The sequence below is a fragment of the Kitasatospora acidiphila genome, from assembly GCF_006636205.1.
Classification (GTDB): domain Bacteria; phylum Actinomycetota; class Actinomycetes; order Streptomycetales; family Streptomycetaceae; genus Kitasatospora; species Kitasatospora acidiphila.
This window is the reverse complement of record NZ_VIGB01000003.1, coordinates 5,818,561-5,833,462: the sequence shown is the minus strand read 5'-3', so window position 1 is coordinate 5,833,462 and position 14,902 is coordinate 5,818,561. Positions and strand designations below refer to the sequence as shown.

Below are 14,902 nucleotides of genomic sequence, written 5' to 3'. Positions count from 1 at the left end.
GCCCGCGGCCTGCACTCCCGGTGCTTCACACCCCGGTGACGGCGAGCGGCAGGCCGAGGTGGGTCTCGGCCATGGCTCGGAAGCCCGGCCCGTCGGCGAGGTGGAGGTGGCGGTACTCGGGGGTCTCGACCAAGTCCAACGCCTCGTCGGTGAACCCGCCCGTACTCAGCCAGAGGCCGTGCCCGGCCGACTCCTCCGCCACGGCCTCCGCCAGCATCACCAGCTCGCCCACCCCCACCGGCTCGGGCCGACGTGAGGCGCAGACCACCCAGCGGCCGGGCAGCGCACTGCCCGGGGCTCCGGCACCCGTTGCGACCAGCCCTGCCTGTCCACGCAACCGCACACTCCAGTCCCGCAGCCCGCCCTTGATGAGGACCTCGCGGACCAGCAGGGCGAACTCCCCGGACGACAGATCCGCCACCGCCGGCACCGCGGCCCCCGCACTGGCACACGGCCGCACCGCCACCCTGGCGAACGGGTCGGGCGTCACGGCCGCGCCGAGGTCGCGCAGCCGGACCAGTGCCTCGTCCTGCTCGGCGGCCGCGTAGACCCCGGGCTCGCCCTCCTCCTCGACCAGCTCCGCCTCGGTCACCAGCCTGGTCCGGGCCAGCGCGTCCCGGTCCGCGTCGACGCTGAGCAGGCAGCTGACGGACGGTTCGCGCAGCCAGCCGTTGAGCACCACGCCGGCCAGGATGCCGTCGGTGTCGACCGCGTCCACCGCCTGCAGGGCACGCAGCGCCAGACGGGAGACCAGCCGCAGGTAGTCGGCCGCCCGGTCGGCGGGAGCCCTCGGCACCGGACTGATGTCGCCATCCGGGGAGAGCTTGTACCCGTCCAGCGAGGGGACCAGGCCCAGCGGCGGCAGGTCCAGGTCGATCACCGCCGTGCGGGTGAGCGGCCGGAAGACCGCACGGCAGGGCGCCGGCAGCTCGGGCGTGGTGGCCTCCGCTGCGGCCAGTGCCCGCTCGAGCAGCGACTCCACGGCCGCCGGCTCGGCCTCCCGGTAAGCCCGTTGGCACTCGTCCAGACTGTCGTTGTACTCCTGCACCGCACGTGCCCTGGCCCGCTCGGCCTCCTCGTACGCGGCGCGGGCCGCGGCCTCGGCCGGGTCGGCGGCGGTGGACCGCCCGGCGCGCCACTCACGCAGCGCGCGCTGGTGGGCCAACCGCGCCTGGGCCAGCTCCCGCTGGTAGCCGGAGTCCAGCAACCGCTTGGCGTCGCCGGCCGACGGCGCCGGCGGCTCGAAGTCCGCCCAGGTCGGTTCGCGTTCCTCGGTCGACGGGCCGTCGGGGTACGGCCGGGGCTCGTAACTGCGGCGCTGGCTCTCGAAGTCCATCGCATTGACCGGCAGCGCGAGCCGGACCAGCAGCTCCGCCAGGCGCTGCTGCTCGGCGCGGACCGTGGTCGTCCGATGGTGCGTCAGCTCGGCGGCTCGGACGTGCGCGGCCACCTGCGGATCAGGCTCGCCCTCGCCGGTGCCCTGCTCGGCAGCCGCCCCGGCCGACCCACCGCCCGCCGGACCGTTCTCCGTGCTGCCTGGTCCCGGGCCTTCGGTCGCCCCGCCGAAGACCGCGGCCAGAAAGCCGCTGCGGAGGTTGAGCGCGGCGTCGAGGGCTGACTGACGCTTGGTCGAATCCTGCATCGGCGGTAAGTCCCCCGTGCTCGTCGTCCGGCGCTTCTTGGATGGCCGGGCATGTGGCATACCCCCGAGAGCATTGTCCACCGTTTCCGGGTCCGATGGGCCAGGTTGTCGCTCCTCTCCACCCCCGTCACCCCGCGCTGCACCTGGCGCGGTTGACAGTGGCTCGTCGGTGGGTCAGTTGGTCATGGTGTTGGTGAGGTGCATGCCGATGTAGCCGACGTAGATCCGGCCACTGCCCGAGCAGTCGTCCAGGTAGTGCAGCCGCGGCGCCGTGCGGCCGCCCCCGATGCGCAGATGGGCGCCCATGAAAGCCCGGCCGCTCGGATCCACCGAGGACGGGACGACGAACATCCGCTCCCGGCGCATCTTGGCGTGACTGCAGACCGTGCGCGACTCCCCGCGCACCGCCTTGCGCGGTGGAAACCGGCTGCCGCCCTCCCAGGCCCGCTCGCACCACTGCTTGAAGTCGCCGCCGGCGGCGCCGAGGACCGCGACGGTGGCGTACTCCTGGAGCGCGGTCAGACCCTCCCAGGTGAGTCTGACCCAGTTGCCGCCGACCGTGCGGTTCTCCAGCGCAAGCGTCTCCTTCTCGTCCCCGGTAAAACTGAGCAACGGGAACTCGCCGATGCGCCCCAGCAGTTCGGCGAAGTTCACCGGCCCGGTCGGTGTCTCGGCCAGCAACCCCGCCGGATCGGGCGCCGCCTCACCGGGTGGGCAGAGCCGGCTGTTGAGCGCCCGCAGCTGACTGCTGACCCGGCGCAGCGCCGTCCCCTGAAGCTCGTTCTCGGCGCGCAGGTGGAGCTCCCGGCGCCAGGACCGGTGCAGGCTCCGGCGCACCCGCTGCAGCTCGTCGGCCCCGGCCTGTTGAGCCTGGGTCAACTCCTCGACCAGCTCGGTCAGCTCGACGGCGGGCGGCACCGGCGGGCGCAGCGACGGAGCCGGGCGGCGCTGACTGGGGCGCACCCGCAGCACCGGCACCCGGGCAAGCGGCTCGGGTAGCGGCGCCAGCGCGGCCAACCGCCGTGGCTCCCGGGCCAGTAGGGCGGCGGCCCGGCGCGGCTGCCCTTCGATCCGATGCCTGGGCAGCACCAGGTGGCGCAGCGCGTCCCGCCGGGAGGCCGGGTCCACCTCGGGCAGATAGGTGCGCACCGCTCCGCCGTACACGGTGTGGTACTCGAGCGCGATGTTGAAGGCGATTCGGGCACCGGGATCGAGGATGTAACCGACCGCGAGTCCGGTGACTCCGGTCAACAGGGGGTGCAGCACCTCGGCCGTCCAGGCGCGCGGATCCAGATCGGCCGGCACGCTGGCGACCACGGTGGGCAGCCGGCGGGTGGGGTCGCAGAGTTCGTCGATGAGGCCGTCGACCTCGCCGGCGGTGATGAGCAGGGGGTGCGGGCGGACCTCCGCAGGCCCGTCGAGAGCGTCCAGCAGGGGCAGCAGACGGTGGACGAGGTCCGGCACCGGGACCCGGGCGGGGGTGCGCAGTCCGGGGCTGGCCGGCAGGTGCTCGGCCTCCAGGCACAGCCAGCTCGGACCGTCGCGCTCGGTGGCGACGGTGAGGGTCAGCTGGTAGGTGCCGTGCGGAGCGGGCAACCGGAGCCGGCGGCGGGTGTACTGGCCGGGTGCGGCGCCTGGGGTGGCCGGCAGCGGTCCGTCGTCCCGATCGAGCAGTACCCGGTCGGCCAGGCGGATCCGCTCGGCCAGCACCGGCGTCGGGGCAGTTCCCTCGGTGGAGCGGGTGGCCTCGGGTGGCGGCTGGACCGGCGCCCTTCCGGGGCTCGAAGCGGGTGGCGGCTCGGAGCGCGGCGCGGGCGGCGCCTCAGGGAGCGGAGGCGGCTCGGCGGGCGAGGCGGGCGGGGGCTCGGGGAAGCCTTCGTGCTTGAGCCAGGAGCCCAGGCACTGGTCGGCCAGGGCGACGGCCTCGGCATGGGACTGACGGGTCGTCACCGTCATCCGGTACGGCATGGCCGGTCCGGGCGGGCCACCGGGGTCGGGGCCGGGTTCGGGGGCGGTGGGCCTGCTGGCGGCAGCGCGCTGGCTGCCGCGTTCGATGCTCATGGGTGGTGCCTCCGTGGTGCTCTGGTGGGGTCTGAGATTCCTCCATCGATGGGGTGACGTACGGCCGCGGCCGACGGATGTCGACTGGTCCGTGCCCGAAGAACGCCGCGGCCCGGGGCTGTAGTTCCAGCCCCGGGCCCAATTCATTCGTTCGAGTGGCTTTTGTCCGTCATCCGGCACGATCGCCGGAAGCTGAGGTAATGCGCTGGTCTGACAGGGTCTGTGCCACCACGGCCAGTTCTGCCGCCGCGCCCTGCTCGGTCGGCGCGGCCGGGACCACGAGCGGGCAGCCGGCCCGCTGCTGATAGTTCGCCAGGATCACCACGGTCTCCCGGCCCACGTTGTGGCCGATGTGCCGCTGGTTCGGCAGTTCGGTCAGGAACTGCCCTGGCTGAGTGGTCTTGACCGTCCCATCCTCGAACACCCGGGTCAGGACGCCCGACAGCAGCACGGCCCGAACCATGGCCGGGTGGTAGTGCCAGCCAGTGCTCTCCCCCGGCGCGAGGGTGACGGTCCGAATGACGGCCATCTCGGATTCTGCTCCCGTGTGATTCGGCGACGGTCACAGGCTACTGACCACCGCCACGGAGGGAACCCGTCAGAACACGCTTTGTCCGAAAGTACATACGACTGTGGCGGTTCGTCCGCGCAGCCGACCCCCGGGCCGTCCGCCCGACCCTACCGGGACCGGCTCAGTCCGGCTCGCACGGCTAGACCGGCTCGGTCCACGGAACCTCCACGAAGGTCTGCCCGACCGGCACCGCCTCGGCGGTACCACCACTCACCTCCGCGAGCCAGGCGTGGAAGGCCGGCACCTGCGGTTCGGGAACCCCGACCTCGATCTGCACCCCGCGCGCCTCGTAGTGCGACTCCCGCACCGTGTGCCCCGCCGCCCGCAGCTCGTTCTCCAGCCGACCGGCCCGGGTGTGGTCGACCGCCACCAGCAGCAGCGCGACCGGCCGCCGCTCCACCAGGCCGATCTCGTCCAGCGCCGCCGAGACCGCACCGCCGTAGGCCCGCACCAGGCCGCCCGCACCGAGCAGCACGCCACCGAAGTAGCGCGTCACCACGGCAACGCTGTCGGTGACGCCCCGTCGGCGCAGCACCTCCAGCATCGGCACGCCCGCCGTTCCGGCCGGCTCGCCGTCGTCGTTGGACCGCTCGCGGCGCTGGTCGGCCCCGACCACGAAGGCCGTGCAGTTGTGCCGGGCGTCCCAGTACTGCTTGCGGATCCCGGCGATGAACTCCTGCGCCGCCTGCTCGTCACCGACCCGCGCGAGATGGCAGATGAAACGCGAGCGCTTCACCTCGATCTCATGGCGGCCGTCCGCCCTGAGGGTCAGATACGGCCTGGGGTCTGGCTGCGACATGGCGGTGGCACTCCGAACGGCGGGAACACGGTCCCGGCCACCCTAACCATCGGTGGGGCCGCGCTGCCCCGCACCGCCGTTCGCCGGTCAGCGCCCGCTCAGCGCGTCCAGTCGGACCCGGTCTAGGCCGGTGAGCGCGGTGACCTCGGCCGGGTCGACCGCGCCGCAGTCCAGCCCGCGCAGCAGGTAGCCGCTGAGCGCCCTGGCGGTGGCCGGCTCGTCCAGCACCGCACCGCCGGCCTTCGCCACATACGCGGACAGCCGGGCCGCCGCGGCCGCCAGGCCCTCCCGGTAGAACGCGTACACGGCCGCATAGCGGGTCGGCAGGTGCGCCGGGTGCATGTCCCAGCCCTGGTAGTAGGCCCGGGCCAGGGACCGGCGGACCAGCCCGTAGTGCAGGCGCCAGGCGGCGCTGACCTGCTCCCGGGAACCGGTCGGGATCACATTGGTCGAGCCGTCGGACAGCCGCACACCGGTACCGGCCGCGGCCACCTGCATCACGGCCTTGGCATGGTCGGCCACCGGGTGATCCATGCTCTGGTGGGCGGCGCTGACACCGCAGGCGGCGCTGTAGTCGAAGGTGCCGTAGTGCAGACCGGTGGCCCGTCCCTCGGCCGCCTCGATCAACCGGGCGACGGTGGCCCGGCCGTCGGCGCCCAGGATCGCCTGGGTGGTCTCGATCTGGATCTCGAAGCCGATCCGCCCGGCAGGCAGTCCGGCCCGCTCCTCGAAGTCGGCCAGCAGCCGGACCAGCGCGGACACCTGCTGCGGATGGCTGACCTTGGGCAGAGTGAGCATCAGTCCGCCGGGCAGCGTGCCGTGCTCCGCCAGCAGGGTGCCCAGGAACAGCTCCAGGGTCCGGATCCCCCGGGCACGGACCGCCGCCTCCAGGCACTTGAACCGCACACCGAGGTACGGCGGCGCACTGCCGTCGGCGACCGCTGCCGCCACCAGCCGGGCCACCCGCACCGCCTCGGCGTCCTCCTCGGCGTCCGGGTGGGGTCCGTAGCCGTCCTCGAAGTCGATCCGCAGGTCCTCGATCGGCTCGCGCAGCAGCTTGGCCCGGACCCGGGCGTGCACCTCGGTGATCAGATCATCGAATGGGATCCCGAGCGCCTCGGCCAGCGCGGCCGGCGTGCCGGCCTGCGCTTCCAGCACCTCCACTGCCTGTCGGCCCCAGTCCACGACGGTGTCGGCGGTGAAGGCGTCGGCCGGCACGTACACGGTGTGCACGGGTTGCCTGGTGCCCGGATCGCCCGGGTAGCGGTGGGTCAGCTCGGCGTCGACCGGGTCGAGCAGCGCCTCCACCGCGGCGGTCGCGGACGGCGAGAAGGTCACCCGCCCCGCTCCCGCCCACGCACCGTCAGTCTGCTCGACCTCGGACATCCTGACCCCCAGTCGCTTCAACAGATTGTTGATGCGACGGTAGCCACGGCGCTCGGCAGCGTCAATGGGTGTTCACCAGCCGGGCGGACCGGTCCGGTCCGGTCAGTCGCGGCCGAGCGTGGCGTAGCGGTCCTGCAGGTAGGGCCAGATCCGGGCCATCTCGCCCCGGCTGGCCGGCGCACCCGGTCGGCGGCCGGTCACCCCGTACTCGGTGAAGAGGTAGTGCGCGAGCCGCTCCTCGTCAGGGTCGTGGCCTTTGTCCTCCTGGTAGGCCATCAGGGCCTCCACGGCGAGGTCCACGGTCAGCTCACGACGGGAGCCGGCCGGCTCCTCCTCCTGCGGCGACACCGGCACCCGCGGGGCGAAGACATTGTCCGCCAGCGGGGCCGCCGACGCAGCCGGCCTGGGGGCGGGCTGCGGCGCGGCACCCTGCGGGGCTCCGGGTTGCGGCACGGGACCGGTGTGCGCCGCGCGGGCCTGCTGCTGGGGAGCGGGAGCCGGTTCGGCACCCAGGTCCAGCTCGGGCTGCTCCGCCACCGGGGCCTGGCCTCGGTTCTCGGCCAGTGCGAGCAGCTGAGCGACCGTCGGCTGCGGCCGGCTCGCCTGCTCCGCCTGGGGAGTCATAGCGGCGGCGGGCGCGGCGGGGTGCATGGCCGGGGCCTGGCCACCCTGCTGGTACGGGTACGAGGGCTGCGCGGGGTGCGCCGGCTGCGCGGTCGCTACGGGTGCCTCGGCTTCCGCCGCCGGACGCGCTGAGAACCACGGCGACGGCTGACCCGCGGGTCGCTCGCCCGCAGCGGCCGCAGGCGTACCCGGCTGGTGCTGCCCGGGCCCACCGGCCGCCTCCTGCCCCGCCGCCGCGTCGACCGGCAGCTGAGCCCTGATGTCACGCAGCGCCGCAACCGGTCGCCCTGGCCGGCTGGGCACCGGCTGCTCCACCGCTGCTGCCTGCTGACGGACCGCCGGCTCCGGCTGCGCGACCGGCTCGGGGCCCGGCTGGCCGTCCCGCCACCGGGCCGCGGCCAGCTTCGCGAGGGTGGGCCCCACTGCCGCGGCCTGAGAGCGCGGGTCTGCGCCCGCCTCCGGCTGCACTGCCTCCTGGTCCGCGCTCTCGAGCTCCACCGCCTCACGCTCCACCGCAGGAGCGGGGGCGGCGGGGACGGCAGCGGGGACGGCCTGCGGGTCCATCCGCTCCAGTACCGAAACGTCGAGCGGCACACCGAACTTGGCCAGCTTCAACGGCAGCAGCGCCTGGATCGGCGCCGCGCGCCGCCAGCCCCGCCCGTACCGGAACCGCAGCTGAGCCCGGTAGACCAGTCGATTCTGCTCCAGGCGCACGACCTCGTCGTACGACCGCAGCTCCCACAACTGCATCCGCCGCCACATCCGGAAGGTGGGCAACGGAGACAGCAGCCAACGCATCAGCCGGACGGACTCCATGTGACGGTCCGCCGAGATCGCCGCGATCCGCCCCACCGCATGCCGGGAAGCCTCGACCACGACGACGAAGAGCACCGGGATGACTGCGTGCATGCCCATGCCCAGCGGGTCGCCCCAGGAGGCGGCGGCGTTGAACGAAATGGTCGCCACCGTGAGCAGCCACGCAGCCTGACGGAGCAGCGGGAACGGTATTCGAAGCCACGTCAGCACCAGGTCCAGCGCCAGCAGCACCACGATGCCGGCGTCCACACCGATCGGGAACGCGTACGAGAACGCGCCGAACCCCTTGTGCATCGCCAGCGCCTGCACCGCCGAGTACGACCCGGCGAAACCGATCCCGGAGATCAGGCAGGCACCGACAGCCACTACGCCCAACAGCGCCCGGTGCGCACGGGTAAGGGATGGACGTGCCATTCGATGATCAACCCCTGAGTTCGACGTGGACGCCCCGGATACTACTCGGACATACCTTCCGTACCGTGCGCTCCCCCGCCCTCGGAGCCTCTCCGGAAACGCGAAGAAGCCCCGACGGTTGCCCGTCGGGGCTTCTTCTGAAGAATTGTTCGGCGGCGTCCTACTCTCCCACAGGGTCCCCCTGCAGTACCATCGGCGCTGTAAGGCTTAGCTTCCGGGTTCGGAATGTAACCGGGCGTTTCCCTCACGCTATGACCACCGAAACACTATGAAACTATCGGCCGCACCACCGCCTCAAATGCGGTGGGGTCGTTGTTTCAGAACAACACAGTGGACGCGAGCAACTGAGGACAAGCCCTCGGCCTATTAGTACCGGTCAGCTCCACCCCTCACGGGGCTTCCACATCCGGCCTATCAACCCAGTCGTCTACTGGGAGCCTTACCCTCTCAAGGAGGTGGGAGTGCTCATCTCGAAGCAGGCTTCCCGCTTAGATGCTTTCAGCGGTTATCCCTCCCGAACGTAGCCAACCAGCCATGCCCTTGGCAGAACAACTGGCACACCAGAGGTTCGTCCGTCCCGGTCCTCTCGTACTAGGGACAGCCCTTCTCAACACTCCTACGCGCACAGCGGATAGGGACCGAACTGTCTCACGACGTTCTAAACCCAGCTCGCGTACCGCTTTAATGGGCGAACAGCCCAACCCTTGGGACCTACTCCAGCCCCAGGATGCGACGAGCCGACATCGAGGTGCCAAACCATCCCGTCGATATGGACTCTTGGGGAAGATCAGCCTGTTATCCCCGGGGTACCTTTTATCCGTTGAGCGACGGCGCTTCCACAAGCCACCGCCGGATCACTAGTCCCTGCTTTCGCACCTGCTCGACCCGTCGGTCTCACAGTCAAGCTCCCTTGTGCACTTACACTCAACACCTGATTGCCAACCAGGCTGAGGGAACCTTTGGGCGCCTCCGTTACCCTTTAGGAGGCAACCGCCCCAGTTAAACTACCCACCAGACACTGTCCCTGATCCGGATCACGGACCCAGGTTAGACATCCAGCACGACCAGAGTGGTATTTCAACGGCGACTCCACAACAACTGGCGTTGCTGCTTCACAGTCTCCCACCTATCCTACACAAGCCGAACCGAACACCAATATCAAGCTATAGTAAAGGTCCCGGGGTCTTTCCGTCCTGCTGCGCGAAACGAGCATCTTTACTCGTAATGCAATTTCACCGGGCCTATGGTTGAGACAGTCGAGAAGTCGTTACGCCATTCGTGCAGGTCGGAACTTACCCGACAAGGAATTTCGCTACCTTAGGATGGTTATAGTTACCACCGCCGTTTACTGGCGCTTAAGTTCTCAGCTTCGCCCCGACGAATCAGAGCTAACCGGTCCCCTTAACGTTCCAGCACCGGGCAGGCGTCAGTCCGTATACATCGCCTTACGGCTTCGCACGGACCTGTGTTTTTAGTAAACAGTCGCTTCTCGCTGGTCTCTGCGGCCACCCCCAGCTCAGGCAGCACGTGCCATCACCAGGAGGGGCCCCCCTTCTCCCGAAGTTACGGGGGCATTTTGCCGAGTTCCTTAACCATAGTTCACCCGAACGCCTCGGTATTCTCTACCTGACCACCTGAGTCGGTTTGGGGTACGGGCCGCCATGAAACTCGCTAGAGGCTTTTCTCGACAGCATAGGATCATCCACTTCACCACAATCGGCTCGGCATCAGGTCTCAGGCACATGTTGCGCGGATTTGCCTACGCAACGCCCTACACCCTTACCCCGGGACAACCACCGCCCGGGCTGGACTACCTTCCTGCGTCACCCCATCGCTCAGCTACTACAGACTTGGGTCACCGGCTCCACCACTCCCCTTTGTCCGAAGACTCCGGGGCGGCTTCACGGGCTTAGCATCACCTGGTTCGCCGTTGGCGCTTCAAAGCGGGTACGGGAATATCAACCCGTTGTCCATCGACTACGCCTGTCGGCCTCGCCTTAGGTCCCGACTTACCCTGGGCAGATCAGCTTGACCCAGGAACCCTTGGTCAATCGGCGCAAGAGTTTCCCACTCTTGTATCGCTACTCATGCCTGCATTCTCACTCGTATACCGTCCACGACTCGATTCCTCGGCCGCTTCACCCGGCACACGACGCTCCCCTACCCATCCACAGCGCCGTTGGGCGTATTCTGTGAATGACACGACTTCGGTGGTGTACTTGAGCCCCGCTACATTGTCGGCGCGGAATCACTTGACCAGTGAGCTATTACGCACTCTTTCAAGGGTGGCTGCTTCTAAGCCAACCTCCTGGTTGTCTCTGCGACTCCACATCCTTTCCCACTTAGCACACGCTTAGGGACCTTAGTCGGTGTTCTGGGCTGTTTCCCTCTCGACCATGGAGCTTATCCCCACAGTCTCACTGCCGCGCTCTCACTTACCGGCATTCGGAGTTTGGCTAAGGTCAGTAACCCGGTGAGGCCCATCGCCTATCCAGTGCTCTACCTCCGGCAAGAAACACGCGACGCTGCACCTAAATGCATTTCGGGGAGAACCAGCTATCACGGAGTTTGATTGGCCTTTCACCCCTAACCACAGGTCATCCCCCAGGTTTTCAACCCTGGTGGGTTCGGTCCTCCACACGGTCTTACCCGCGCTTCAACCTGCCCATGGCTAGATCACTCCGCTTCGGGTCTTGGGCATGCAACTGTATCGCCCTATTCGGACTCGCTTTCGCTACGGCTACCCCACACGGGTTAACCTCGCTACACACCGCAAACTCGCAGGCTCATTCTTCAAAAGGCACGCAGTCACGGCTGGCCGGCAAGCCGACCAACGACGCTCCCACGGCTTGTAGGCACACGGTTTCAGGTACTATTTCACTCCGCTCCCGCGGTACTTTTCACCATTCCCTCACGGTACTATCCGCTATCGGTCACCAGGGAATATTTAGGCTTAGCGGGTGGTCCCGCCAGATTCACACGGGATTTCTCGGGCCCCGTGCTACTTGGGTGTTCTTCAAGCGAGCCGTACAGATTTCGTCTACGGGGGTCTTACCCTCTACGCCGGACCTTTCGCATGTCCTTCGACTACCCATACGGTTTCTGACTCGCCGACCGGCCGGCAGACCGATCAAGAAAAATCCCACGACCCCTCAAGCGCAACCCCTGCCGGGTCTCACACGCTCAAGGTTTAGCCTCATCCGGTTTCGCTCGCCACTACTCCCGGAATCACGGTTGTTTTCTCTTCCTGCGGGTACTGAGATGTTTCACTTCCCCGCGTTCCCTCCACATACCCTATGTGTTCAGGTATGGGTGACAGCCCATGACGGCTGCCGGGTTTCCCCATTCGGACACCCCCGGATCAAAGCTCGGTTGACAGCTCCCCGGGGCCTATCGCGGCCTCCCACGTCCTTCATCGGTTCCTGGTGCCAAGGCATCCACCGTGCGCCCTTAAAAACTTGGCCACAGATGCTCGCGTCCACTGTGCAGTTCTCAAACAACGACCAGACACCCACACTCAGCCATCCGAAGACAGCCTCACATGAGACCGGCACTGAAGAAACAGCCTTACGGCCGTTCCCTCAGGACCCAACAACGTGCCCGACACACCCGATCACTTGAACCCGTTCCACGCCGAAGCAGTACTAGGAGACAACCAACCCTGTGTGCCGAATAGTCAACGTTCCACCCATGAGCAACCGTGCGAGACATTCGCTCGCATCCGGCTATGTGCTCCTTAGAAAGGAGGTGATCCAGCCGCACCTTCCGGTACGGCTACCTTGTTACGACTTCGTCCCAATCGCTGGTCCCACCTTCGACGGCTCCCTCCCAAGGGTTAGGCCACCGGCTTCGGGTGTTACCGACTTTCGTGACGTGACGGGCGGTGTGTACAAGGCCCGGGAACGTATTCACCGCAGCATGCTGATCTGCGATTACTAGCAACTCCAACTTCATGGGGTCGAGTTGCAGACCCCAATCCGAACTGAGACCGGCTTTTTGGGATTCGCTCCACCTCACGGTATCGCAGCCCTTTGTACCGGCCATTGTAGCACGTGTGCAGCCCAAGACATAAGGGGCATGATGATTTGACGTCATCCCCACCTTCCTCCGAGTTGACCCCGGCAGTCTCCTGTGAGTCCCCATCACCCCGAAAGGCATGCTGGCAACACAGAACAAGGGTTGCGCTCGTTGCGGGACTTAACCCAACATCTCACGACACGAGCTGACGACAACCATGCACCACCTGTATACCGACCACAAGGGGGCGACTATCTCTAGCCGTTTCCGGTATATGTCAAGCCTTGGTAAGGTTCTTCGCGTTGCGTCGAATTAAGCCACATGCTCCGCTGCTTGTGCGGGCCCCCGTCAATTCCTTTGAGTTTTAGCCTTGCGGCCGTACTCCCCAGGCGGGGAACTTAATGCGTTAGCTGCGGCACCGACGACGTGGAATGTCGCCAACACCTAGTTCCCAACGTTTACGGCGTGGACTACCAGGGTATCTAATCCTGTTCGCTCCCCACGCTTTCGCTCCTCAGCGTCAGTAATGGCCCAGAGATCCGCCTTCGCCACCGGTGTTCCTCCTGATATCTGCGCATTTCACCGCTACACCAGGAATTCCGATCTCCCCTACCACACTCTAGCCTGCCCGTATCGAATGCAGACCCGGGGTTAAGCCCCGGGCTTTCACATCCGACGCGACAGGCCGCCTACGAGCTCTTTACGCCCAATAATTCCGGACAACGCTCGCACCCTACGTATTACCGCGGCTGCTGGCACGTAGTTAGCCGGTGCTTCTTCTGCAGGTACCGTCACTTGCGCTTCTTCCCTGCTGAAAGAGGTTTACAACCCGAAGGCCGTCATCCCTCACGCGGCGTCGCTGCATCAGGCTTTCGCCCATTGTGCAATATTCCCCACTGCTGCCTCCCGTAGGAGTCTGGGCCGTGTCTCAGTCCCAGTGTGGCCGGTCGCCCTCTCAGGCCGGCTACCCGTCGTCGCCTTGGTAGGCCATTACCCCACCAACAAGCTGATAGGCCGCGGGCTCATCCTGCACCGCCGGAGCTTTCCACCCGGAGCCATGCGGCTCCAGGTCATATCCGGTATTAGACCCCGTTTCCAGGGCTTGTCCCAGAGTGCAGGGCAGATTGCCCACGTGTTACTCACCCGTTCGCCACTGATCCACCCCGAAGGGCTTCACCGTTCGACTTGCATGTGTTAAGCACGCCGCCAGCGTTCGTCCTGAGCCAGGATCAAACTCTCCGTGAATGTATACTCGGCCATGCTTAATTAAAAGCGGCCGGTCGACACTCGCGCAGAGCGGCACAGCAACCACCGGAATAGGGTGGCCCCGTGCACTGCGTCCTCGCTAGTGTTTATTTCAAAAGGAATCTCCAACCCCGATCCGGAAGGATCAAGGCCGGGGATGTCAACATATCTGGCGTTGACTTTTGGCACGCTGTTGAGTTCTCAAGGAACGGACGCTTCCTTCGAATTCGCTTCCGCGTTTTCTCCGGGCGCTTCGTTCTTTCGTGTTTCGAGCCTATCAGATCCGCCTTCCGGCTTTTTCCGACTCGCTCTCGGTGTTTCCAACCTTACCAGGTCTTCCGCGCCGCTTCGGCCTCAGGAGGCCTTCGCCGTATCGGACCTGACGGCCCGTCCGACGTGTTGAACTTTAGCTCAGTTCCGCCCCGAAAAGCGAATCCGGCCGCACACTCAAGAATTACCGGCACAGCAGAACGAGCGCCTCCGCGCGGGCCTATAAAAGGCATGTACGCGCGAAAAGCCGCAATGGACTGCTGAAGAGGTGTTTCGGGAGAGTGGCCGCTCCGGGACCGTCCGCGCAGACACGTGTCCGGTGCTCCCAGCCGAGCGACTAGTGAACACTACTCCTCTTCATCGGCCGGGGCAAACCGGGCCACCCGGACAGTACGGGTGCAGCGCGACCGGCTCAGCTTCACGTACTCGCCGTTCGGCTGGTCGTTCTGCCGCACCCAGGCACGGGCCTCCTCCAGGTCACGGCCGCCGGCCAGCTGGCGGGCAGTCAACCGCTCCGCGCGAAGGTCGTCGGCCGCGTCCAGGTACCAGACCTCGTGCAGCAGCTCGCGGACCTCGGTCCAGCCGGGTGCGTCGGCAGCGAGGTAGTTGCCTTCCGTCACGACCAGCCGGGTGCTGGGCGTGACCAGATGGCGAGCCGCCACCGGCTCGTCGAGGACGCGGTCGAAGTCCGGTACGTAGATGTCATGGAACCGGTCGCCGACGAGTCTGCGGAGCAGGGCCACGTAGCCGCGTACGTCGAAGCTGGACGGCGAGCCCTTGCGGTGCCTCAGGCCGAGTCGGTCGAGTTGGCCGTTGGAGAGGTGGAAGCCGTCCATGGGTGCATAGGCGGCCGTGCCGGCGCCGGCGGCGCGGTTGACCTCCGCGACCAGGCGGCGGGCGAGGGTCGACTTCCCCGCGCCGGGTGCGCCGGTCAAGCCGAGCAGCAGTCGCCCGCCCGTCCGAGAGGCGTGCAACCTGCCGAGCAATTCACCGGCGAGTGCGGCAGGCTCGTCACGACGTTCGGTTCGACCGTTCTCCATCGCTCCATTGTCCAGAG

Annotated in this window: 7 protein-coding genes and 3 rRNA genes; all 10 read right to left on the bottom strand. The window is 67.3% G+C overall.

The genetic code is table 11. The annotated features are described in order from the left end of the window. Positions 1–25: 25 nt before the first annotated feature. The 10 genes from E6W39_RS27675 to E6W39_RS27625 all read right to left on the bottom strand — a co-directional run bounded on the left by E6W39_RS27675 (position 26) and on the right by E6W39_RS27625 (position 14,885). On the bottom strand, positions 26–1,642 hold the full coding sequence (locus tag E6W39_RS27675; RefSeq protein WP_141635812.1) for a restriction endonuclease: 1,617 nt from the start codon (positions 1,640–1,642) through the stop codon (positions 26–28). Positions 1,643–1,816: 174 nt separating this feature from the next. Further along, entirely contained in the window at positions 1,817–3,703 is a 1,887-nt protein-coding gene (locus E6W39_RS27670) for a hypothetical protein (RefSeq protein WP_141635811.1), read from the bottom strand. Positions 3,704–3,872: 169 nt separating this feature from the next. Further along, positions 3,873–4,232 carry a cupin domain-containing protein gene (locus E6W39_RS27665; protein WP_141635810.1) on the bottom strand — a complete coding sequence of 120 codons (360 nt, stop codon included), beginning with the start codon at positions 4,230–4,232 and terminating at the stop codon, positions 3,873–3,875. A gap of 181 nt (positions 4,233–4,413) precedes the next feature. After that, positions 4,414–5,073, bottom strand: coding sequence for a YigZ family protein (locus tag E6W39_RS27660; protein ID WP_141635809.1), 660 nt, complete (start codon positions 5,071–5,073; stop codon positions 4,414–4,416). 87 nt (positions 5,074–5,160) lie between these two features. Then, entirely contained in the window at positions 5,161–6,459 is a 1,299-nt protein-coding gene (locus tag E6W39_RS27655) for a DUF6986 family protein (protein ID WP_141635808.1), read from the bottom strand. A 102-nt stretch (positions 6,460–6,561) separates the two neighbouring features. Beyond that, positions 6,562–8,313: a DUF2637 domain-containing protein gene (locus E6W39_RS40530; RefSeq protein WP_141635807.1), complete on the bottom strand. Its 1,752-nt coding sequence runs from the start codon at positions 8,311–8,313 to the stop codon at positions 6,562–6,564. A gap of 147 nt (positions 8,314–8,460) precedes the next feature. After that, positions 8,461–8,576: ribosomal RNA gene (gene rrf, locus E6W39_RS27645) — 5S ribosomal RNA — on the bottom strand. 83 nt (positions 8,577–8,659) lie between these two features. Next, positions 8,660–11,777 (bottom strand): 23S ribosomal RNA (locus E6W39_RS27640). Between the two features lie 276 nt (positions 11,778–12,053). Continuing rightward, positions 12,054–13,575 (bottom strand): 16S ribosomal RNA (locus E6W39_RS27635). The 16S, 23S and 5S rRNA genes sit together here, the layout of an rRNA operon. A gap of 617 nt (positions 13,576–14,192) precedes the next feature. Continuing rightward, the gene (locus E6W39_RS27625) at positions 14,193–14,885 is read right to left on the bottom strand and encodes a nucleoside/nucleotide kinase family protein (RefSeq protein WP_141635806.1); all 693 of its coding nucleotides are present in this window, start codon (positions 14,883–14,885) and stop codon (positions 14,193–14,195) included. Positions 14,886–14,902 lie beyond the last annotated feature (17 nt).